Origin of the sequence: Nocardioides sp. B-3 (assembly GCF_024703895.1) — a bacterium.
Classification (GTDB): Bacteria; Actinomycetota; Actinomycetes; order Propionibacteriales; family Nocardioidaceae; genus Nocardioides.
This window is the reverse complement of the sequence record NZ_CP087968.1, coordinates 2,957,239-2,976,668: the sequence shown is the minus strand read 5'-3', so window position 1 is coordinate 2,976,668 and position 19,430 is coordinate 2,957,239. Positions and strand designations below refer to the sequence as shown.

The following is a 19,430-nucleotide window of genomic DNA, read 5'->3' as shown; positions in this document are numbered from 1 at the left end:
CGGTCCCGGTGGGCATGTCCGTCAGCGACGTGGACAGACGAGACGCGCTGCTCGCCGAGGCTCGCTCTCGACAGGCCTCCGTCGCGTTCCTGCAGATGGGCGACCCGTCGCTCTCGCTCGAGCTGACGCGGCTGGCGGACTCCGGCGTCTCCTCGATCACGCTCGTCGGCGTCAACCTCGGTCCCCTCGCGCCCGCGCACTCGTGGCTGCGGCGGATCGCCGCGCACTGGTGGCGCGAGCGTGCGGGCGAGCGGCCGGTCGTCACCGTGGCCACCCGGCTGGTCACGTCACTGTCATCCGTCGACGACGTGCTGCTCGACCTCAAGCCGATCACCGGCAGCGAACCCGGCCTCACCTCCGCCGCCCGGAAGGACGTGACCGGTCACGCGCGCCAAGTCCTCATCTGCCGCGGGCCCCGCTGCACCGCGGCCGGTTCGGAGGACACGATGCGAGCGCTGATCCTCGCGATGATGGAGGCCGGCCTCGGCGACGACGACGTGCTCGTCACCCACACCGGCTGCCAGTTCCCCTGCAACCGGGCTCCCGTCGTCAGCGTCCAGCCCGACGACGTCTGGTACGGCGCCGTCGACCCCGCCGCAGCGGCCATGATCGTCCACGACCACCTCGTGGCCGGGAGCCCCGTCGAGAGCCATCGGCTGCCCCGCTGACTCCCGCTGGTTGAGCAGGGACGAGCGCAGCGAGGACCGTGTCGAAGCCAAGGGCCTTGGTTTCGACACGCTCGGCCGCAGGCGGCCTCGCTGCTCAACCAGCGGCAGTGCGTCAGAGGCTGGCGGCCAGCTCCCGCCGCTCGGCGACGGCGGTCTCCTGCGCGTAGAGCCGGATGACCAGCCCGGTGAGCACGACCCCCGAGCACGCCCCACATCGTGGCCAGCGTGAGCACCGACGAAAGCCGGAAGGACCACAGGGTGTCGGCCGGGAAGTCACCCAGCTCGTTGACGGGGGCGAAGACCAGCGCGGCGACGACCACCACGACGAGGTAGGCCGCGGCACCGAGGACCACGCCGCCGAACGTCCCGACCCGCGAGCGCAGGCGGCAGGCGGCGCACGTCGCCAGCGGCGGCCGCGAGGACGGAGACGGCCGGGAAGCCGAAGTAGAGGGCGGTCCGGTCGCCGATGGTGTCGCCGCTGCCGACGGCCGGCGGGGTGGCGGGGTACTTCAGGAACGGCACCAGCGCCACCGACACGAACCCGAGCAACGCAATCAGTGCCGTCGACTGGCCCGGCAACAGCCGGCCGAGTCGCCCTGTGGTGCCGGCCGCGACCAGCGCGACCAGGGCCGCCCCGGGGCGACGCCGATCGCGAGCGAGCCGGTCAACAGGCCCCACGTGCTCTGGTTGGCGCGGGAGACCTCGAAGACGGCCTCCTCCGAGTCGGAGTCCGACTCGTCGTGTGAGTGGCTGTGCCCGTCATCGTGGGCGGCCGGCGCTGCCGACTCCTCCAGCGCGATCGCCGACTCGACGTGGGGTTCACCGACCACGTTGGCCACGAGGAAGGCGGCTAGGCCGGCGATCAGTCCGGCCAGCAGGCCGCGGACAAGAAATGCGCGTGCGTTCATTGAGTTTTCCGTTTCCGGGGGGTCGCCGACAGACACCGGGGCGCGCGTCAGCGCACTCTGCCCGGGCGGCGAGACGAGAGGTGCTACCGGGTGATCAGTGACTGATCAGTGGCAGGGGTAACCCATGAGGTGCCGCGCGTCGTGGACCCACTCGTGGATCGCGGTGCCCGCGGGGATCGAGACGGCGCCCCGGTCGGCGCTGATGAAGAAGATGACCAGCGTCCCGAGCAGTCCGAAGAAGAGCGCCTGGGGGGCCAGCTCGCGGAGCTCGATGGTGGGGAGAGCGGGGGCACCGGCGACCGGCGCCGCAACGGAATGCGACATGTGTCCTCCTCAGGGATGCGTGCGTCCCCGGTTGTTGGGGTTGGACGACCAATCGGGTCTGACTCCACCGCCGAGGCGATGTCACAGTAGCGCGACTGTGCCGGAATTCCACCGGCTTCCAAGTGATCGTTGACGCTCACCCTAGCGGACTCCGACGCCCTCCGCGCCACCCGCCACGAAGAGAAGTCAGCGACGCAGAAAGTGCTGCTGACAGGGCCGCGAGGAGGCCGATCCTCCGCGCCGGGACTGAGGATCGGGCAATGTCGTCGGCCCGGGCGTCGCGCCCGTCCCCCATCACCGCCCGGTGCTCGACCCGCTCGCCGTAGTAGGTGTTCGTGCCGCCCAGCCGGATGCCCAGCGCACCCGCGAAGGCCGACTCGACGACTCCCCCGTTCGGACTCGGGTGGGCGCTCGCGTCGCGCCTCCCGTGTGTACGCCGCAGCGCGCGCCTGCGACGGCGTCGCGACCATCGCAAGCAGGCCCGAGAGCCGCGAGCCGGGCAGGTTCGCGAGGTCGTCGAGCTTCGCCGAGGCCCAGCCGTAGTTCTCGTAGCGGGCGTTGTGGTGACCGACCATCGCGCCGAGGGTGTTCACCGCGCGATAGCCGAGCAGCCCCGGAACACCGCAGACCGCTCCCCACACCAGCGGGGCGACGACGGCGTCGGAGGTGTTCTCCGCGACCGACTCGATGACGGCCCGAGCGACCTCGGACTCGTCGAGGGACGCAGTGTCGCGACCGACCAGATGGGTCAGCCGCTGCCGTGCGGCCGGCAGGTCGTCGGCAGCCAGATGGGCGTGTACGGCGAGCGCCTCGCGTTCGAGGGAGCGTCCGCCGAGCACGGCCCACGTCGCGACCGCCGTGGCCAACATCCGGGGCGCGCGGTGCTCGGCCGCGACGCCGAGCGCGACCGTCCCGCCGACCGAGAGGCCGGTGTGCGCGACTCCGCGGGCGCGCGAGTCGGCGTACAGGAAACGCTCGAGGGTCGCGGCCGTGGTGCCGAAGCCGGCGACCGGGTGGAAGCGTTGAGGGTCCCCGAGGACCCGGTCGGCCGCGAAGCCGAGCAGCATCCCTAGGGCGCGCCCCTTCACGACAGGGACACCAGCAGGGCGGCGAGCGACAGCTCGATCGCGGCGCCGAAGACGTCGCCGGTGACGCCGCCGAAGCGACGGATCGTGCGGGTCAGGAGGGAGAGGACGACGACCAGCGCAACGGTCGCGGCGAGAGCGCCGCGCCACCACGGCAGCCCGGTCCACGCACCGACGAGGCCGAGGAGGACGGCGACCGCGATCCAGACGAGGGCAACCACGAGCCGCGGCACGGTCTGGGTGTAGGTCGACCCCAGTCCGTCGGCTCGTGCCGGCAGGACACCGCGGGCACAGCACAGCACCAGCGCCGCCCGGGAGGCGCAGACGGCCACCCCCGCGAGGACCGCGCCCCCGGGCGAGGCCGGGGGACGCGAGCGCCGCCACCCGGAGTCCGAGGACGAGCACGACGGCGACCACCCCGGCCGGCCCGGAGGTCCCGGACTTCATCACCGACAGGGAGCGCTCGCGGTCGTAGGAGGCCGCGAGGCCGTCGACGGTGTCGGAGAGCCCGTCGAGGTGGAAGGCGCGGTTGCCGAGGACCAGCGCGCCGATCGCGAGCAGCGCGGTCACCAGCACCGGGAGCTCGAGCCGGTGCCCGGCGAGCAGGACGCCGGCGACGACGAGGCCCGGGGGCAGCACCGCGAGCGGCGCGACCACCATCGCGACGCCGGCCCGTCGCCGGTCGACGTTGGAGGGTGACCGGACGGGGATCGCGGTCAGCGTCCCGACCGCGAGCCGCCGGGCGTCGTTGATCATTCGGGCATGAGCTCCGACAGGAGGGCCACGTCGCGCAGGATCGCGACCGCGCTGCGGACGACAGGAACGGCCGCGACGGCACCCCGAACCCTCGCCGAGGCGGAGTCCGAGGTCCAGCAGCGGCTCGAGCCCCATCTTCGCCAGCGCGAGGGACTGGGCGGGTTCGGTGGAGCGGTGGCCGGCGGCGTACCAACCCGCGGCACCGGGCTCGATGCGATCGGCGGTGAGCGCGCAGGCGACGCTCATCAGTCCGTCGAGGAGGACGGGTCGGCCCTCCTGCGCGGCGGCGAGCAGGAAGCCGGTGCTGGCGGCGAGGTCGGCGCTGCCGAGGGCGGCGAGGGTCTCGACCGGGTCGGCGATGCGATCGCCCGCGCGGGCGAGGGCGGCATCGATGACCGACGTCTTGTGGAGCAGTGCCGTGTCGTCGATCCCGGTGCCGCGACCGACGACCTCGGAGGCCGGCAGGCCGAGCCCCGCGGCGACGAGTGCGGCCGCCGGGGTGGTGTTGCCGATGCCCATGTCGCCGCTGATCAGCAGCTGCGCGCCGGCCGCGATCTCCTCGCGCGCGACGGCGGCGCCGGCCGCCAGCGCGGCCCGGGTCTCGCCGAGCGTGAGCGCGTCCTCGAGGTGGATCGCGCCGCTGCCGCGACGGATCTTGTGGGCGGTCAACGCGGTCCGTACGTCGTCGGCAAGGTCGTCGAAGTCCTCGTCGACACCGAGGTCGAGCACCCGGACCGAGACTCCGTGTTCCCGAGCGAGGGCGCTCACTCCCGCCTTGCCGAGCAGGAACGTGCGCACCATGGCGCCGGTGATCGCCGGCGGGAACGCCGAGACGCCGTGGCCGGCGACGCCGTGGTCGCCGGCGAAGATGACGAGCCGGACGTGGTCGACCGGCACCGGCGGCACCTGTCCCCGGCAGGCCGCGACCCAGACCGCGAGGTCGCCGAGGCGGCCCAGCGCGCCGGGCGGCGTGGCGAGCGCGACCAGCCGCTTCTCGGCGTGGTTGCGGGCGATCTCGGAGAGGGGCGGCGACGTAGGGCATGGGTGGGTCCTGTCTTTCGGAAGTGCAGTTGTCGAGGGCGGCGAGGAGCCGGTCGGTGATGGGTTCGGGGCGGACGGCGATCCGCGCCCGGGTGGGGTCGAGCCCGGGGGAACGTGTCGCAGCGGCGTACGGCGATGCCGGCATCGCGCAGCGACTGACGCGCTGCTCCGATGCGGGCGAGGACGAACGATCCACTCGAAGGGACGTGCTCGATGCCGCGCTCGGTCAGGCCGGCGACGAGGTGCTCGCGCCAGCGGACGATCTCGTGCGCTCGCTCGTCTGCTTCGACCGTGGCCCGGGGAGTGGTGCACGCGACGATCGCGGCGACGGCGGGACCGGCGACCGACCACGGTGTCTGGACCTTGGCGAGAGCAGCGACGAAGGCCGGGTCGCCGGCGACGTACCCCGCCCGGATCCCCGGGATCGACCAGTGCTTGGTGAGGCTGCGGACCACGAGCAGGCCGTCGAGCCGTTCGCGGAGCAGCGACTCGGTCTCACCGGGGACCGCGTCCATGAAGGCCTCGTCGACGACGACGAGCCGCCCGGGCCTGCGGAGGGCCTTGATGGTCGACGCCGGGTGCAGGACGCCCGTCGGGTTGGTCGGGTTGCCGATCACGACGAGATCGGCGTCGGACGGGACCGCGCTCGGATCGAGGGTGAAGTCCGGTCGGCAGAGCACGGTGTGCACCTCGTGGCCGGCCTGCTCCAGCGCGGCGTGCGGCTCGGTGAACTGCGGGTGCACGACGACGGGGTGTCGCCACGGCTGCCGGGCGATCAAGGTGAAGGCCTCCCGCGGCGCCGGCGGTGGGGAGCACCTCGCCTTCGGGTCGGCCCAGAAGACGGGCCAACGCCCGGCGCGCGGGCCGCGCGTCGGGATACGCCGTGTCGTCGAGCGACGCGTGCAGCGCGTCGTCGAGCCAGTCCGGGCGGGGACCGGGATGGACGTTCACCGCGAAGTCGAGCAGTCCGTCGACCTCGGCGTCGCCGTGGTGGCGGAGCGGGTCCTCCGGATCGGGCTCGGCCACGGGCAACGTGACGTGCGGCGCGGCCGCGTGCGCCGCGTCCGCGAACCGCTGGGCGAGCTGCGGATGCCCGGCCCAGTGCACGTGCAGGTAGGACGCGTGCCGGGTGTCGGCCGCGAAGCCGGTCGGCGCGCCGTCGACCTCCAGGGCGCGACCGTCGGTGGTCACGGACGTCTTGTGGAACTCGTGACCGGTCACCAGCTCCCCCCACGCGTGAGCAGGCTGTCGGTGAGCGCGGTCGCGGTCGGGTAGCGCAGAGTGAGCCGTCCGCCCATCGCGGCGTCGGTCTTCACGACGCCGGCCATCGCCACCCCGTCGAGCGTCTCGGCGAGGTAGAGCAGTCCGGCACACTCCGCGACGGTGGGGACGCCGGCCGCGACTGCGCGCCACGTCGTCGACCGGGCTCCGGTTCGCGGCCAGCTCTGCGGCGTACACCTCGGGGAAGCCGCCGCCGAGGTAGATGCCGCGCGTGCCCGCGGGCAGAGCGCGATCGACGAGCGGGTCGAACGTGACGACCTCGCAGCCCGCGGCCTCGAGGAGCTCCTCGGTCTCGGGGTAGCGGAAGGTGAACGCGCGCCCGCCGGCGACGGCGATGACCGGGCGCTCGGGTCCGGGCGTGACTTCGGCGTACGGCGACCACGGCTCTGCGTCCAGAGCGGGCGCCGACCGAGCGACCTGGAGGAGCGCGTCGAGGTCCGGGTGACGCGCCACCCGGTCGCCGAGCCGTTCGACCATCGCGACGGACTCGTCGCGCTCGGCCGCGGGCACCGTGCCGAGGTGACGCGACGGCGTGGCGAGGTCCTCGTCGCGCGGCAGGACCCCCAGCACGGGCAGGTCGAGCGCACGCCGGATCTCCTCGATGTTGCGGTCGGAGCCCGCCCTGTTGAGGATCACGCCCGCGATGCTGATGTCCGGGTCGTACGTCGCCATGCCCGCCGCGATCGCCGCGACCGACCGCGACTGGCGGGCGATGTCGAGGACGAGCACGACCGGGGACTGCGTGAGGCGCGCGACGTGGGCCGTCGAGGCAAAGCCGTCGGTGCCGATCCGCCCGTCGTGCAGGCCCATCACGCCCTCGATCACCGCGACGTCCGCACCGGCAGCGCCGTGCAGCAGCAGCGGCACGATCCGCTCCTCGCTGACGAGGTGCGGGTCGAGGTTGCGGCCCGGGCGACCCTGAGGCGAGCGCGTGGTAGCCGGGGTCGATGTAGTCGGGCCCGACCTTGTGGCCGCTGACCCGGTGACCTGCGGATCGGAGCGCCGCGAGGAGCCCCGTCGCGATCGTGGTCTTGCCCTGCCCGGTGCTCGGTGCCGCAATCACCAGCCTCGGCAGTGTCACGGGCAGGGTCACCACTCGATGCCCTTCTGGCCCTTCTGTCCGGCGTCCATCGGGTGCTTGACCTTGGTCATCTCGGTGACCGGGTCGGCGACCTCGATGAGCCGGGGGTCGGCGTTGCGGCCGGTGATGATCACGTGCTGGAAGCCGGGCCGGTCACGCAGCGTCGCGACGACGTCGTCGACGTCGACCCAGCCCCACTTCATCGGGTAGGTGAACTCGTCGAGGATCAGCAGGTCGTGCGTCTCCTCGGCGAGGCGGCGCTTGATCTCCTGCCAGCCCTCGACGGCCGCGGTGGCGTGGTCGACGTCGTCGCCGTGCTTGCGCGTCCGGGACCAGCCGGAACCCATCTTGTGCCACTCGACCGGTCCGCCCTCGCCGGTCTCCTCGTGCAGGCTGCCCGGGCGCTCGAGCACGGTCTGCTCGCCGATGCGCCACTTGGCGGACTTCACGAACTGGAAGACCCCGACCTTCCAGCCCCGGTTCCAGCCGCGGATGCCGACCCCGAAGGCGGCCGTCGACTTCCCCTTGCCGTCGCCGGTGTGCACCATCACGAGCGGGCGGTTGCGGCGCTGCCGGGTGGTGAGCCCGTCGTCCGGTACGGCGATCGGCTGACCCTTCGGCATCAGGCCACCCCCGCTTCACGGAGCCGGTCAACGCTTCCCGCGGTCACCTCGGCGACCGGGAGGTGCTCGGCGCCGAGCACCTCGGCCAGCCGGACCGCGAGCCCGAGCCGCAACGGCCCGCCCTCTCCGTCGATCACCACCGTCGTGACGCGGAGGCCGGCGAGGTACTCCGCAGCCCGAAGGGAACGAGCAACGGCGTCGGCGCCGTCGGTGGCGCGACCATCGGTCACCACCACGAGCAACGGCCTGAGCCGCGGGTCGCGCAGGCGCTCGCGCTGGAGCACGGTCGCGGCCTCGAGGAGCCCGGTCGCCAGCGGCGTACGCCCTCCCGCCGGCAGCTCGTCCGGGCGCCGCGCGGCGATCTCGACCGAGTGCGTGGGCGGCAGGGTGAGCTCGGCGCTGTGGCCGCGGAAGGTGATCAGGCCGACCTTGTCGCGCCGGCGATAGGCGTCCATCAGCAGTGACAGCACCGCGGTCTTGACTGGGTCATCCGCTTGCGGGCCGCCATCGAACCGGACGCGTCGACGCAGAAGAGCACCGGGTTGGCCTCCCGTCCTTCGCGTACGGCGATGCGCAGGTCCTCGGCACGCAGGTCGACGCGATCCGTGGTCCGACCGCGGGCGGGCTGCTTGCCCGCGGCGGCCATCAGCGTCTCGACGAGGTGCAGAGAACCGCTCGTCCCGGGCGTCGCGCCGACCCTTCTTCCCGACCCGGCCAGCGCCCGGCTGCGCCTTCCGGCGGCGCCTTCCCCCAGCCCGTTCACGGTCAGCAGCTTCGGCCGGTAGGCCGCCGCGGCTCCGACCACTGAGTCGGCGCTTGGACCTGAGTCTCGAGAAGACTCAGGTCCAAGGGGCGGCTCGGCGGCCCCCTCGGAGGGCTCGCTGCCCTCCCCTGACGTCATGGGATCTGGCTGTTCGGACGACCCGTCCTCATGACGTCCCGGGTCGTCGTCCGGCGCCGGCCCCTCCGGCGGCTCCGGCGGCAGCTCGTCGTCACCGAGCAGCTGGTCGAGCAGGTCCTCGTCGAGGCCCGGGGCATCGAACGGGTTGCGACGGCGGCGGTGCGGGAGCGACAGCAGCGCGGCCCGGCGGATGTCGGCGCGGGTGACCTCGTCGCGGCCCTCCCGGGCGGCGTGCGCGACGGCCGTACGTGCGGTGACGATGTCGGCACGCAGGCCGTCGACCTCGAAGGCCGCGCAGATCTCCGCGATCTTCAGCAGCGCGATGTCGGTCAGGCGGACCTTCGCGAGATGGTCGCGAGCAGACTCGACCCGCGCGGTCAGCGCCAGGTCACGGGAGCGGTAGCGCTCGCTGAAGGCAACGGCGTCGACGTCGAAGGCCATCCGTCGGCGTACGACCTCGGCGCGCAGCGTCGGCTCGCGCGGGGCGGCGACCTCGACGGTCAGCCCGAAGCGGTCGAGGAGCTGCGGGCGGAGCTCGCCCTCCTCGGGGTTCATGGTGCCGATCAGCACGAAGCGGGCGGCGTGCTCGACGGACACCCCGTCGCGCTCGATCGTGACCCGGCCCATCGCGGCGGCGTCGAGCAGCAGGTCGACGAGGTGGTCGTGGAGCAGGTTGACCTCGTCGACGTACAAGATCCCGCGGTGGGCGCGGGCGAGCAGGCCGGGTTCGTACTCCACCTTGCCCTGCGACAGCGCGCGCTCGAGGTGCAGCGAGCCGAGCACGCGGTCCTCGGTGGCACCGACGGGCAGCTCGACGAGCCGGACCGGCCGGGTCAGCACGTCGGCGTCCTCGGCGAAGGGACCGTCGGGCGACGATGCGGACGCATCGGCGGGGTCGATCGAGAACCGGTCCCCGGCGAAGACGTCGACCGGCGGCAGCACCGCCGCCAGCGCCCGGACGGTAGTCGACTTGGCCGTGCCCTTCTCGCCGCGCACCAGCACGCCACCGATCTCGGGGGCGATCGTGGTGAGGACGAGGGCCGGGCCCATGTCGTCGAGGTCGTCGGCCTCGCAACCGAGGACGGCAGAAAATGGATACTGCAAAGGCATGTGAGGCTCCCGCTCGCTGTGCCGAACAAATTGGTCGGACGCGAGGCCGGTCTTCGGACTTGTCGGGTCCCCTCTCGCAAGGGGCCTGATTCACCGCAGCGGGCCTGTGCCGGACTTTCACCGGCTTCCCAGATTCTCCCCTCCGACTGCTGTCCACCGTTTCCGAAGGACGAGCCGTTGGGGCACCTCGTGCCTGCGGTGACGATAGCGTGCGGCCTCGTGACCGACTCCCCCGTCCATCCCAGCCGACCGTCACGGTCGTCGGGATCGGTGCCGACGGCTGGTCGGGGCTGCCGATCGAGATGAAGGAGCTGATCGTGCGGGCCGCGGTCGTGCTCGGCGGCGAGCGCCACCTCGACCTGCTGCCCGACGTCCCCGGTCAGCGCCGTGTGCCGTGGCCCTCGCCCTTGCGGGCGGGGCTGCCCGACCTGCTCGCCGGTCTCGATGGAGACGTCGTCGCCCTCGCCTCCGGCGACCCGCTCGTCTCCGGCATCGGCACCACCCTGATCGACTTCCTCGGCGCCGACCGCGTGACCATCCATCCCGCGGTCTCCTCCGTCGCCCCGGCGCGGGCCCGGCTCGGCTGGCCTGCCGAGTCCTGCACCGTGGTCAGCCCGGTCGGCCGCGACCCGGCCCCGGTCCTGCGCGAGCTGGCCCCCGGGCGCCGCGTCCTCGTGCTCTCCTACGACGAGCAGACGCCCGCCGCCGTCGCCGGTCTCCTGACCGAGGTGGGGTACGGCGACAGCACCCTGCACGTCCTCGGCGAGCTCGGTGCTCCGTCGGAATCGCAGTCGGTCGGTCTGGCACGGGACTGGTCCGGTGGCGCTCCTCGTCTCCACGTCCTCGCGCTCGACCCGGTCGGTCCGCACCGGTTCGGCTGGACCGCCGGGCTCCCCGACGACGCCTTCGAGCACGACGGCCAGCTGACCAAGCGGGACCTGCGCGCGTCCGCCCCCGGCGCGGCTCGCTCCCGTTCCCGGCGAGCACCTGTGGGACGTCGGCGCCGGCGCCGGCTCGATCGGGATCGAGTGGATGCGCGCCCACCCGACCTGCCGCGCCACCGCCGTCGAGGGAAACCCCGACCGCGCGGCCCGGATCCTGAGGAACGCGTCGCGCCTCGGCGTACCCGGCCTGTCCGTTGTCACCGGCCGCGCACCCGACGCCCTGACCGGCCTCCCGGCACCCGACGCGATCTTCATCGGCGGCGGCGCGACCGCTCCGGGCGTCCTCGACGCCTGCCCGGGCCGCGCTGTCCCCCGGCAGACGGCTCGTCGTCCACGGCGTGACGCTGGAGACCGAGCAACGTCTGGCCCCGGGCCTACAACGAGCACGGCGGCGAGCTGACCCGGATCTCGGTCGAGGCCGCGGCTCCCGTCGGCACCTTCACGGGCTGGACGCCGGCACGCACCGTCACCCAGTGGGCGTACACGCCCAATCGGGGAGGTCGCCCAGCACATCGGCATACACGTGTAGGACTTGTGGCCCCTTCATGCGATGGAGAGGGGCAACAAGTCCTACATGGGTACGTCGACCCTTGACCGATAGGCCCGGCAGGCGACCAAGATGGACATCACTTGGTCACCCAGTTCTGCCGCGCTCAGCTCGAGGTCCCTCAACTCCGCACGCTTCGGGATCGGAGCGACCGCAGAGCGGATCCGCGAGCGCTCCCGTGAGCTCAATTCGTAGTCTTGATCGATGGCCATGAGGACGTCCCGCAGGTCGAAGCCGGCCGCGTCGTCGGCCGTCGACAGCACCACGAGCGCGGCGTCGAGCCACCGTGAGTCGCCGGGCTCGCACTCTTCCAACGTGTCCGTGACAAGACAGAAGAGTTCCATGTGCGCTGCCCGGGCAGCCGGAGCCGCTAGTTCATGATGGTCGTACGGCAGGCGCACGGCTCGATCGATGAAAGCCTTTGCCCGGTTCAGGTCACCGTCATCGAGCGCCCTGCTGGCCTTGCTCAGCAGGTTGGTAGCGCCTTGCTGACTGGCAACGCTGAATGGCTGCAGAGTCCGACCAGACTGCGACTCGACATCACCGAACGGCCGGTCTGCCTGTTCGGCCATCACCTTCTGGAGCGCTCGCATCACGTTGTCGTCCATCCTGTCGAGCCTACAAGCGGGCGGACTGCGTCTCGGTAAGCGCATCGCCGTACCGACCCTCGTGCACGACACCCTTGAGCGGTGAGCGATGTCGCCAGCCGAATCGCTCGAGGTCCGGCACCTCCGGCAGCTCGGAGACCGCCCCGACGCACAGCCACGCCACCGGGCGGACGTGGGCGGGGAAGCCGACGAGGTCGCGCAGGAAGTCCTCGCGGTAGAAACTGACCCACCCGACGCCGAGGCCCTCGGCGGTCGCGGCGAGCCAGAGGTTCTGGATGGCGCAGACGACGGAGTAGAGCCCGGCGTCGGCGATGGCATGACGACCGAGCACGTTGGGTCCCCCGCGCGACGGGTCGTAGCCGACCACGATCCCGAGCCCGGACTCGACGATGCCCTCGACCTTGATCTTGTCGAAGGTCGTGGCCCGCTCACCCTCGAGCGAGGCGGCGTACGTCGAACGCTCGGCGTCGACATGGGATCTGAACGAGTCAAGGGTGGGACGGGATCGCACGAGCACGAAGTCCCACGGCTGGCTCATCCCGACGCTCGGCGCGCAGTGCGCCGCAGACAGGACGCGCTCGAGGGACGCTGGATCGACAGGCGCCCCTGTGAACTCCCGCCGCGTGTCGCGGCGCCGGTTGATCACGTCGTAGAGGTCGTTCACCGTTTGGTGCTCCGGTCACGGGAGGGGGCGTAGAGATACGACTCGCCACCAGAGAACGGGTCGAGCGCGCGCCCCACCGGGATCACCGCGGCCATCCGCAGGCCCGCCCCCTCGACGAGGTCGGCGATGGTCCCGACGGTTCCGCGCAGGACGACCTCGTCCGGCTGGCTCGCACGGTGGACGACGGCGACCGGGCAGTCGGCGCCGTACTCCCCCTCGATCTCCTCCATGAGCGAACGCGTGCGCGTGATCGCGAGGTGCAGCACCAGCGTCGCGCCGGTCGCGGCGAAGGCCGCCAGCGACTCCCCCGACGGCATCGCGGTCGAGCGCGCCCGGGTGCGCGTCAGCACGACGGACTGCGCAACGAGCGGCACCGTCAGCTCGCGACCGAGGAGCGCGGCCGCGGCTGCGTAGGCCGGCACGCCGGGCGTCACGTCCCACGGCACGCCGGCTTCATCGAGGCGGCGGGTCTGCTCGGAGAGCGCGGAGTAGATGGACAGGTCGCCGGAGGCCAGCCGGACGACGTCATGTCCGACAGCGTGCGCCTCAACGAGCCGGGACACGATCTGGTCGAGGTCGAGGTCCTGCGTGTCGACCAGCGTCGCGGACGGGGAGACGTGCGAGAGGACGTCGGGGTCGAGGTAGGAGCCCGGGTAGAGCACCACGTCGGCCGCGCCCAGCATCCGCGTCGCGCGCACGGTCAGCAGGTCCGCGGCACCGGGGCCGGCCCCGACGAAGTGCACGGTCACGAGACGTACCTCGGCGTCCAGACGCCCGCCGGGCTGATGCGTGTGCCGGAGGCGCCGATGATCAGCAGGCACTTCATGTCGATGCTGTCCGGATCGAGCTCGGCCAGCGTGGTGACGGTCAGCGACTCCTCGGCGCGGCCGATGTCGCGACCGACGACGACCACCGTGTCGGGCTTGCGGTGCTCCAGCAGCACGTCCCGGGCGGTCGCCACCTGCGACGTCCGCGAGCGCGACGCCGGGTTGTAGATCGCGAGCACGAGGTCGGCCTCGGCGATCGCGCGCAACCGTCGCTCGACGACCGACCACGGCTTGAGCCGGTCCGAGAGCGACATCACCGCGAAGTCGCCACCGATCGGGGCACCGGCCCGCGCCGCCACGGCCTGCACGGCGCTGACTCCGGGCAGGACGCGGATCGACACATCGGCGTACGTCGAGTCGTCGGCCGCCTCGAAGACCGCGGCCGCCATCCCGAAGACCCCGGCGTCGCCCCCGGACACGACGGCCACCTTCTCGCCCGCGAGCGCGAGGTCGAGCGCGAACCGCGCCCGGTCCACCTCGACGGTGTTGCCCGACGCGTGCCGCGTCAAGCCAAGACGCTGAGGGACTCGCGAGACGTACGGCGCGTAGCCGACGACGTGGTCGACGTCGGCCAACGCCGCCGAGACCTCCGGCGTCAGCCAACCGTCGGGACCCGGACCGAGGCCCACGACGAGCAGGGTCCGGGGCTTCGTGACAGGCGCTAGCGCGCCTTCCTCAACCGCCGGGGCCGAGTTCCGCAGGCGGGAGGCACTCGGGCGATGTGCGGTGTCGCCGGGCACGACCACGAGCGAGAAGTAGGGGACGGACTCCGGATCGACGTCCGCGACGGGCAGCCAGCGTTCCTCCGGCTGGGACGCCCGCTCGACGTACCACGCACCGTCGAGACGACCAGCCTGCTCGAGCGCCGAGCGAACTGCCGGGAACGTGCGGCCGAGCTTCATGATGATGGCCGCGTCCGTGTCGGCCAGCCGACGCGCGAGCTCGGGCTCGGGCAGCGTCCCGGGCAGGACCGTGAGCACGTCGGACTGGCGCACCAGTGGCGTCGAGATCGTGGCGGTGGCCGCTGCGAAGGCTGGCACCCCCGGCACCACCTCGGTGTCGTAGACCTCGCCGAAGCGGTCGTGGAGGTACATGGACGAGCCGTAGAAGAGCGGGTCGCCCTCGGCGAGCAGGACCACGTCGCGGCCGGCGTCGAGGTGAACCGCCAACCGGACGGCGCAGGACTCGTAGAAGTCGGCCATCGCCCCGACATACCCGCCCGGGTGCTCGGTGGTCCCGGTCGTGACCGGGTAGCGGAGCTCCTCCTCGACAGCGTCCGTCGGGATGAGATCGGCTGCGATCCGGCGAGCATGCGACTGCTTGCTGACACCTGCGTGGTAGGCCACGACGTCGGCGGCGGCGATGAGCCGGGCCGCCTTGATCGTCATCAGCTCCGGGTCACCCGGGCCGATCCCGACGACGGTGAACTTGCCAGTCATTCTTCCTCCCGGGCCAGTGCGTTGAGGGCGGACGAGGTCATCGCCGAGCCGCCGCGACGACCCCGGACGGTGACGAACGGGATGTCGATCCCGTGCTCGACCGCAAACGAAGCGAGCGCCTCCTTGGACTCGGCGGCGCCGATGAAGCCGACCGGGCAGCCGACGATCGCGGCCGGTCGCGGACCGCCGTCGAGCACCAGCTCCAGCAGGTGGAAGAGCGCCGTCGGCGCGTTGCCGATCGCCACGACCGCGCCCTCGAGATGCGGCTCCCACAGCGAGACGGCGGCGGCCGTGCGGGTCGTCCGCCGGGCACGCGCCAGTCGGGCACCCGCGGGTCGTTGAGGAAGCACAGCACCTCGTTGTCCCGCGGCAGTCGCGCGCGCGTCACGCCGGTCGCGACCATGGTGGCGTCGCAGAGCATCGGCGCGCCGGCCTCCAGCGCCATGCACGCGCCGCTGCGATCAGGCCGGGGTGGATGACGAGGTCTGCGGCGAGGTCGACCCGGCCGCTGCCGTGGATCATCCGCACCGCGAGCTTCTCCGCGTCGGCGGGCACGGCGCCGAGGTCGGCCTCGCGCCGGATCGTGGCGAACGAGTCGAGATAGATGTCCGGGCCGACGTCGACGTAGTCGTAGCGCCGGCGCGGGCGGCGCAGGTCCACGATGTTCATGGGGTCTCCTCGGGGATCAGGATTCCGCGCCACGGAGTGACGACGAGAGTGGCAGTGGGCAGCGTCAGGACCGCATCGCGATCGAGGCCGTCGGGGAACTCGAGATGCCGGTCACCGAACGGCAGTGCGGGTGCTGGCGACGGCAGCCGTGGATCCGGAGCGACGGCAGGCACGAGCGGCTCGGGGAGCTCGGCCACGTGCCACGGCGCAGCAGGCCCACGTCCGCGTCGTACGGCGAACGCGTGAGCCAGCTCCGCGAGCGCGGCCGCCGCCTCGGAGACCGGGACGACCGGGCCGAAGCAGGCCCCGACCCGGAGCTGCACCGACGACGAGGAGAGCGCGACGAGCCCGAGGTCGCAACCGCGGTCGATCAGGTCGCCGCGTCCGTCGTCGAGCACGAACAGGAACCGCCCGGGCAGCGACGCCGAGGAGAGGATCGGCACACAGGAGCTCGTCGAGGCGCGCAGCAACAGCCCGGAGGTCGACGAGGCCGCCTTCACGCCCGAAGCGACACCATCACGTTGCGGATCAGCTCGTGGCTGCGCGTCGGCAGCAGCCCGGTCGCCTCGATCGCGGCCAGCACCTCCGACGAGAGGGCCGAGCCCGAGCCCGGCAGCGCCCGCAGCTGGAGGTTGGCGCGCGAGGTGAGGTGCACGCGCCCGTCGCCGTACTCCTCGGCGACGTCGGCCAGCGCCTGCAGCGACGCCGACGACACGAGCCCGCCGATCAGCCGGAGCCGGACGAGCATCCCGTCGGTCGCCGACCGGGGGCCGGAGCACGCCCGGGCAGAGGTCGCCTCGCGTTCGAGTGGACATTGCTGGGAGCCGATCTGGTCCGGGCCCGTGCGCGGGGCCGTGATGACCTGGCGGCGATTGCCGCTAGGGCCAGCAGGTCTTCGGACTCGGGATCAATCGGGCCGGGGCGCCTTCCCGGAGACTGGCTCCAGTGGCTGCCACCTCCGTCGGAGGCGGCGTGCTCCGCCCGTCACCCTCACCGCTGCGCGTCAGTCCCGGATTCGCACCGGGTTCCCTGACTCCACGTGGGAGTACGACTGGCGGTAGCAGGGTATCGCGTCAGCTCCCGGCGGCTCGTGCGGGAAGGTCGAACTCGTCGTTCGTCATGCGCAGCAGCGCGACTCCGACGCCTGCGAAGCCGGCGGCGGCCACGAGCAGGCCGATCCCCTGCCCGACGTGGTGCGGGATGAACGGGTGGGTCGCACCGCCGATCGTCACTGCGATGCCGACCCGGGCGGGCACGGCCCCGCTCCTGCGCAGTGCCTCACCGAGCAGACCCAGCCCGAAGACCACCCCGACGATGAACAGCAGCGACGCGATCCCGAGCAGCGGCTCGTGGTGCAGCGCCTCGTCGAGAGCCGCCATCGAGGTGCGGTCGAGATCGTGCTGAACGGTGACCAGTGGTGGGGTCATCACGCCACCGAGCAGGGCGATGCCGGCGAAGAAGCCCGACAGGGCGATGAAGCCGCCGATCGCGGTGAGGCGTGGCGCGCCTCGGCGGGCGACCCACGCCACGGCGATGGTGGCCGGGATGACGAGGACCACGAAGACCGCGTCGAACCACTTGAGGGCTTCCAGCATCCCGGAGTGCGCCTCGAGCGAGGTCACCGACTCCTCGAACGTGACGTCGCCGGCGACCGGGGTCAGGAAGTAGTAGACGGCCTTGGCCGGCATCGGCAGCAGCACGACGATCGCGAGCAGGATGCGCCAGAAGCCACGCCTGTCTCGTGGCGGTGCGACGGGTTCCCGTCCGGTGCGCGCTGCCCGGTCGGTCGCGGGGCTCATGCCGACGCCACCTTGCGACCGTCCACGCCGGCGACGAATGCCATCGCGAGGGCCAGCGAGCTGATCACCACGCCGACGAGAGCGCCCTCCGCGTCGGAGGCCAGAGCGGCGATCGCACCCACGACGTTGAGGGCACCCACGGTGAGCGCGGCCGGGACGCCCCAGCCGGCGCTGCGGGCCAGACCGAATGCGGCGACGAACCCGGCGAGGCCCGGGGCCACGGCCGCGACGGAGAGTGCCTCGTCGGGCGACGTCCCGAAGGGGTAGCCGACGTTGAGCAGCGAGATGAGCGTGAGCGGGACGATGCACAGCATGCGAAGGAAGTTCACGGTGTTCTCCTGACAGTGGTGGTTGGTGACCTGATGGTCGGCCCGCGACCGTTCCCGCCGACAGGGTCGGACATCACGCGGAGATCCCGTGAGGTCGGGCGATCCTCCCGACGCCCGGGAACGCCGATCCATTGCGCCGCTCCCGGGGACCGGTCAGGGTTGGGGCATCGTGAACAGCACCGTGAGGACCGAGCGCAGGTGGTCGCCGCGCACCCACCCGGTGCCCGCGGCTTCCGTGCTGCTGGCCGTCGCTGCGGTCGGGGTCGCCCTGACGCTGCTCGCGCTGGCGCAGCCGCACGAGGCGCCCCGGAACCGGGTGGCCGAGTACGCGACGACCCTTGCCTACGTCGTGCCCTATGCCCTCGTCGGCGCGTTCCTCGTCGTACGCCGCCCGGATCTCCCCTTCGGCTGGTTGCTGTCGGGCTGCGCTGCCGTCGTCGCGGTCGGTGTCGCAGGCGCCTCGCAGTCCTACGCCGCACTCAGCCGGAGCGGCACGGACAGCCCGCTGCTGCAGTACGCCTGCCTGCTCGGGACGGTGCAGTTCCTGCCGGTCGCCGTCCAGGGGCCCGGTCAACGTCCGCTTCCCGAGCGGCCGGGTCACCTCGCGGTTCGGCCGGATCCTGGACCGGTTGCTCGTCACCGGGATCGTGCTCGGCCTGCTCGCCGGACTGCTCGGCGACTCGGCCGTCGAGCTCACCCGTGCCGACGGGTCCGCGACGACGATCGGCAACCCGCTGACCGAGGGGACGGTGCTGGGAGACGTCGCCTCCGGCCTCATCGTGGCCGTCCCGCTCGTGATCCCGGTGGGGCTGATCGCCGGCCTCCGCATCGTGCGCCTCGCCCGGACGGCCACGGGCATCGAGCGCGACCAGCTGCGTTGGCGCGTTCGGGGTCGTGCTGGCGCTGGTGCTGTTCCCCCTCGCGATCACCGAGGCGCTGCCCCTCGCGGTCAACCTCGCCGACGGGCTGCTGTTCACCGCGACGCTGGTCATCCCGATCGTGCGCTACCGGCTGTGGGCGATCGACAGCATCATCCGACGGTCCGCCGCCTACCTTCTCGTGACCGTGCTCGTCTCGGGGGTCTTCGCGGCCCCCGGCCGTCGGTGTCGCCGCGGTCGCGGGCGAACGCATCGGCCCGGTGACGGCCGCGGTGATCACCGCCCTCGTCCTCGGACCGGCTCTGCGCCGCAGTCAGCACCCGGTGGACGAGCTCTTCTACGGTCACCGCAGCGACCCCTACCGGGCACTGAGCGACCTGAGCCGACGCCTCGATGCCGTGGCCGCACCGGGCACCGTGCTGACCACGGTGGTCACCACGGTCGCGGAGTCGTTGCGGCTCCCTGCACGTCGCCATCGAGCGCCCCGGCGACGGCTCGGTCCCGGCCGCGTGCGGCGAAGCGCAGCCCGGCAGTGCCGGGCTCGGCCGCTGGCCGCTGGTGTCCCCGGGGGACGGACGTCGGCACTCTCGTGGCCGCGTCGCGACGGGGCGAGGCAACGCTGGACGAGCGGGACCGCGCCGTACTGGCGGAGCTGGCCGGGCAGGCGGGCGCCGCCGTGCATGCCGAAGCACTTACCGCGGACCTCGCGGCCTCCCGCCAACGCATCGTCGAGGCTCGCGAGGAGGAACGCCGTCGGCTGCGGCGCGAGCTGCACGACGGCCTCGGTCCGCTGCTGACCAGTGTCGGCCTCAACCTCGACGCGATGCGCGCCCAGCTCACCGAGGGCGACGGCGATCCGCTCGCGCTCCTCGCCCGGGCGAAGGACGCGTCCAGCCGGGCCATCGCCGACCTGCGCACCGTCGTCTACTCCCTGCGCCCGCCAGCACT

At 72.6% G+C, this 19,430-nt stretch carries 19 protein-coding genes, 7 pseudogenes and 2 riboswitches; of the genes and pseudogenes, 5 read left to right on the top strand and 21 right to left on the bottom strand.

Going from position 1 to position 19,430, the window contains the following annotated elements; translation table 11 throughout:
• Positions 1 to 14 precede the first annotated feature (14 nt).
• Positions 15 to 668: a (2Fe-2S) ferredoxin domain-containing protein gene (locus tag LP418_RS19825; RefSeq protein ID WP_257953361.1), complete on the top strand. Its 654-nt coding sequence runs from the start codon at positions 15 to 17 to the stop codon at positions 666 to 668.
• A gap of 112 nt (positions 669 to 780) precedes the next feature.
• On the opposite strand, the gene LP418_RS19820 is transcribed toward LP418_RS19825, so the two are convergent.
• The 10 genes and pseudogenes from LP418_RS19820 to LP418_RS31220 all read right to left on the bottom strand — a co-directional run bounded on the left by LP418_RS19820 (position 781) and on the right by LP418_RS31220 (position 9,778).
• Complete coding sequence (locus LP418_RS19820; RefSeq protein WP_257957277.1) at positions 781 to 945, bottom strand: hypothetical protein; 165 nt, start codon at positions 943 to 945, stop codon at positions 781 to 783.
• Positions 923 to 1,021: pseudogene (locus LP418_RS19815) on the bottom strand (CbtA family protein); the annotation flags it as partial. The pseudogene LP418_RS19815 and the gene LP418_RS19820, both read right to left, overlap by 23 nt.
• A gap of 112 nt (positions 1,022 to 1,133) precedes the next feature.
• Positions 1,134 to 1,247, bottom strand: a pseudogene (locus LP418_RS19810) (CbtA family protein); the annotation flags it as partial.
• Complete coding sequence (locus LP418_RS19805; protein ID WP_257953360.1) at positions 1,223 to 1,576, bottom strand: CbtA family protein; 354 nt, start codon at positions 1,574 to 1,576, stop codon at positions 1,223 to 1,225. The gene LP418_RS19805 and the pseudogene LP418_RS19810, both read right to left, overlap by 25 nt.
• 105 nt (positions 1,577 to 1,681) lie before the next feature.
• Complete coding sequence (locus LP418_RS19800) at positions 1,682 to 1,900, bottom strand: CbtB-domain containing protein (protein ID WP_257953359.1); 219 nt, start codon at positions 1,898 to 1,900, stop codon at positions 1,682 to 1,684.
• A 136-nt stretch (positions 1,901 to 2,036) separates the two neighbouring features.
• A pseudogene (cobT, locus tag LP418_RS33950) lies at positions 2,037 to 4,728 on the bottom strand (nicotinate-nucleotide--dimethylbenzimidazole phosphoribosyltransferase).
• A 64-nt stretch (positions 4,729 to 4,792) separates the two neighbouring features.
• Positions 4,793 to 7,144: pseudogene (locus LP418_RS33945) on the bottom strand (cobyrinate a,c-diamide synthase); the annotation flags it as partial.
• Positions 7,145 to 7,152: 8 nt separating this feature from the next.
• Positions 7,153 to 7,767 (bottom strand): cob(I)yrinic acid a,c-diamide adenosyltransferase, encoded by a 615-nt coding sequence (cobO, locus tag LP418_RS19765; protein WP_257953356.1) that lies wholly within the window; start codon positions 7,765 to 7,767, stop codon positions 7,153 to 7,155.
• Positions 7,767 to 8,237, bottom strand: a complete 471-nt coding sequence (locus LP418_RS19760) for a VWA domain-containing protein (RefSeq protein ID WP_257953355.1) — start codon at positions 8,235 to 8,237, stop codon at positions 7,767 to 7,769. Before LP418_RS19760 ends, cobO begins: the two co-directional genes overlap by 1 nt.
• Positions 8,222 to 9,778, bottom strand: coding sequence for an ATP-binding protein (locus LP418_RS31220; protein WP_336275769.1), 1,557 nt, complete (start codon positions 9,776 to 9,778; stop codon positions 8,222 to 8,224). Before LP418_RS31220 ends, LP418_RS19760 begins: the two co-directional genes overlap by 16 nt.
• A 27-nt stretch (positions 9,779 to 9,805) precedes the next feature.
• A riboswitch (cobalamin riboswitch) is annotated at positions 9,806 to 9,952 on the bottom strand.
• Between the two features lie 128 nt (positions 9,953 to 10,080).
• On the opposite strand from LP418_RS31220, the pseudogene cbiE reads away from it, so the two are divergent.
• A pseudogene (cbiE, locus tag LP418_RS19750) lies at positions 10,081 to 10,527 on the top strand (precorrin-6y C5,15-methyltransferase (decarboxylating) subunit CbiE); the annotation flags it as partial.
• 238 nt (positions 10,528 to 10,765) lie between these two features.
• The gene (locus LP418_RS19745; RefSeq protein WP_336276106.1) at positions 10,766 to 11,122 is read left to right on the top strand and encodes a hypothetical protein; all 357 of its coding nucleotides are present in this window, start codon (positions 10,766 to 10,768) and stop codon (positions 11,120 to 11,122) included.
• A gap of 170 nt (positions 11,123 to 11,292) precedes the next feature.
• Here the strand turns inward: LP418_RS19745 and LP418_RS19740 are convergent, their stop codons facing one another.
• The 11 genes and pseudogenes from LP418_RS19740 to LP418_RS19690 form a co-directional block, all read right to left on the bottom strand.
• A complete protein-coding gene (locus LP418_RS19740; protein ID WP_257953354.1) occupies positions 11,293 to 11,877 on the bottom strand; it encodes a hypothetical protein in 585 nt (194 codons plus the stop codon).
• A 10-nt stretch (positions 11,878 to 11,887) separates the two neighbouring features.
• A complete protein-coding gene (gene bluB, locus LP418_RS19735) occupies positions 11,888 to 12,541 on the bottom strand; it encodes a 5,6-dimethylbenzimidazole synthase (protein WP_257953353.1) in 654 nt (217 codons plus the stop codon).
• Entirely contained in the window at positions 12,538 to 13,290 is a 753-nt protein-coding gene (locus LP418_RS19730; protein WP_257953352.1) for a cobalt-precorrin-4/precorrin-4 C(11)-methyltransferase, read from the bottom strand. The genes bluB and LP418_RS19730 overlap by 4 nt, the downstream gene beginning before the upstream one ends.
• Positions 13,287 to 14,807 (bottom strand): precorrin-3B C(17)-methyltransferase, encoded by a 1,521-nt coding sequence (gene cobJ / locus LP418_RS19725; RefSeq protein ID WP_257953351.1) that lies wholly within the window; start codon positions 14,805 to 14,807, stop codon positions 13,287 to 13,289. Before cobJ ends, LP418_RS19730 begins: the two co-directional genes overlap by 4 nt.
• Positions 14,804 to 15,210 (bottom strand): annotated as a pseudogene (locus tag LP418_RS33940) (precorrin-8X methylmutase). Before LP418_RS33940 ends, cobJ begins: the two are co-directional and overlap by 4 nt.
• Positions 15,192 to 15,476, bottom strand: a complete 285-nt coding sequence (locus LP418_RS33935; protein ID WP_257953350.1) for a precorrin-8X methylmutase — start codon at positions 15,474 to 15,476, stop codon at positions 15,192 to 15,194. Before LP418_RS33935 ends, LP418_RS33940 begins: the two are co-directional and overlap by 19 nt.
• Entirely contained in the window at positions 15,473 to 15,976 is a 504-nt protein-coding gene (locus LP418_RS19710; RefSeq protein WP_257953349.1) for a hypothetical protein, read from the bottom strand. Before LP418_RS19710 ends, LP418_RS33935 begins: the two co-directional genes overlap by 4 nt.
• Complete coding sequence (locus LP418_RS19705; protein ID WP_257953348.1) at positions 15,973 to 16,224, bottom strand: hypothetical protein; 252 nt, start codon at positions 16,222 to 16,224, stop codon at positions 15,973 to 15,975. The genes LP418_RS19710 and LP418_RS19705 overlap by 4 nt, the downstream gene beginning before the upstream one ends.
• Positions 16,225 to 16,345: 121 nt before the next feature.
• Positions 16,346 to 16,547: riboswitch (cobalamin riboswitch) on the bottom strand.
• A gap of 2 nt (positions 16,548 to 16,549) precedes the next feature.
• Positions 16,550 to 17,275: a hypothetical protein gene (locus LP418_RS19700; RefSeq protein WP_257953347.1), complete on the bottom strand. Its 726-nt coding sequence runs from the start codon at positions 17,273 to 17,275 to the stop codon at positions 16,550 to 16,552.
• A complete protein-coding gene (locus tag LP418_RS19695; RefSeq protein WP_257953346.1) occupies positions 17,272 to 17,604 on the bottom strand; it encodes a hypothetical protein in 333 nt (110 codons plus the stop codon). The genes LP418_RS19700 and LP418_RS19695 overlap by 4 nt, the downstream gene beginning before the upstream one ends.
• A gap of 73 nt (positions 17,605 to 17,677) precedes the next feature.
• Positions 17,678 to 18,178, bottom strand: a complete 501-nt coding sequence (locus LP418_RS19690; protein ID WP_257953345.1) for a hypothetical protein — start codon at positions 18,176 to 18,178, stop codon at positions 17,678 to 17,680.
• A gap of 55 nt (positions 18,179 to 18,233) precedes the next feature.
• Between LP418_RS19690 and LP418_RS19685 the strand changes: the two genes are divergently transcribed.
• Positions 18,234 to 18,746, top strand: a complete 513-nt coding sequence (locus LP418_RS19685) for a hypothetical protein (protein ID WP_257953344.1) — start codon at positions 18,234 to 18,236, stop codon at positions 18,744 to 18,746.
• Positions 18,664 to 19,371, top strand: a pseudogene (locus tag LP418_RS33930) (histidine kinase); the annotation flags it as partial. The gene LP418_RS19685 and the pseudogene LP418_RS33930, both read left to right, overlap by 83 nt.
• Positions 19,372 to 19,430 lie beyond the last annotated feature (59 nt).

What these genes read in the sequence shown, in the direction of transcription:
- LP418_RS19800 (WP_257953359.1), bottom strand. Translation starts at nt 1,900, where the DNA reads ATGTCGCATTCCGTTGCGGCGCCGGTCGCCGGTGCCCCCGCTCTCCCC.
- LP418_RS19825 (WP_257953361.1), top strand. Translation starts at nt 15, where the DNA reads ATGTCCGTCAGCGACGTGGACAGACGAGACGCGCTGCTCGCCGAGGCT.
- LP418_RS19740 (WP_257953354.1), bottom strand. Translation starts at nt 11,877, where the DNA reads ATGGACGACAACGTGATGCGAGCGCTCCAGAAGGTGATGGCCGAACAG.
- LP418_RS19805 (WP_257953360.1), bottom strand. Translation starts at nt 1,576, where the DNA reads ATGAACGCACGCGCATTTCTTGTCCGCGGCCTGCTGGCCGGACTGATC.
- LP418_RS31220 (WP_336275769.1), bottom strand. Translation starts at nt 9,778, where the DNA reads ATGCCTTTGCAGTATCCATTTTCTGCCGTCCTCGGTTGCGAGGCCGAC.
- LP418_RS33935 (WP_257953350.1), bottom strand. Translation starts at nt 15,476, where the DNA reads ATGAACATCGTGGACCTGCGCCGCCCGCGCCGGCGCTACGACTACGTC.
- cobO (WP_257953356.1), bottom strand. Translation starts at nt 7,767, where the DNA reads ATGCCGAAGGGTCAGCCGATCGCCGTACCGGACGACGGGCTCACCACC.
- cobJ (WP_257953351.1), bottom strand. Translation starts at nt 14,807, where the DNA reads ATGACTGGCAAGTTCACCGTCGTCGGGATCGGCCCGGGTGACCCGGAG.
- LP418_RS19705 (WP_257953348.1), bottom strand. Translation starts at nt 16,224, where the DNA reads ATGCTCGTCCGGCTCCGGCTGATCGGCGGGCTCGTGTCGTCGGCGTCG.
- LP418_RS19700 (WP_257953347.1), bottom strand. Translation starts at nt 17,275, where the DNA reads ATGAGCCCCGCGACCGACCGGGCAGCGCGCACCGGACGGGAACCCGTC.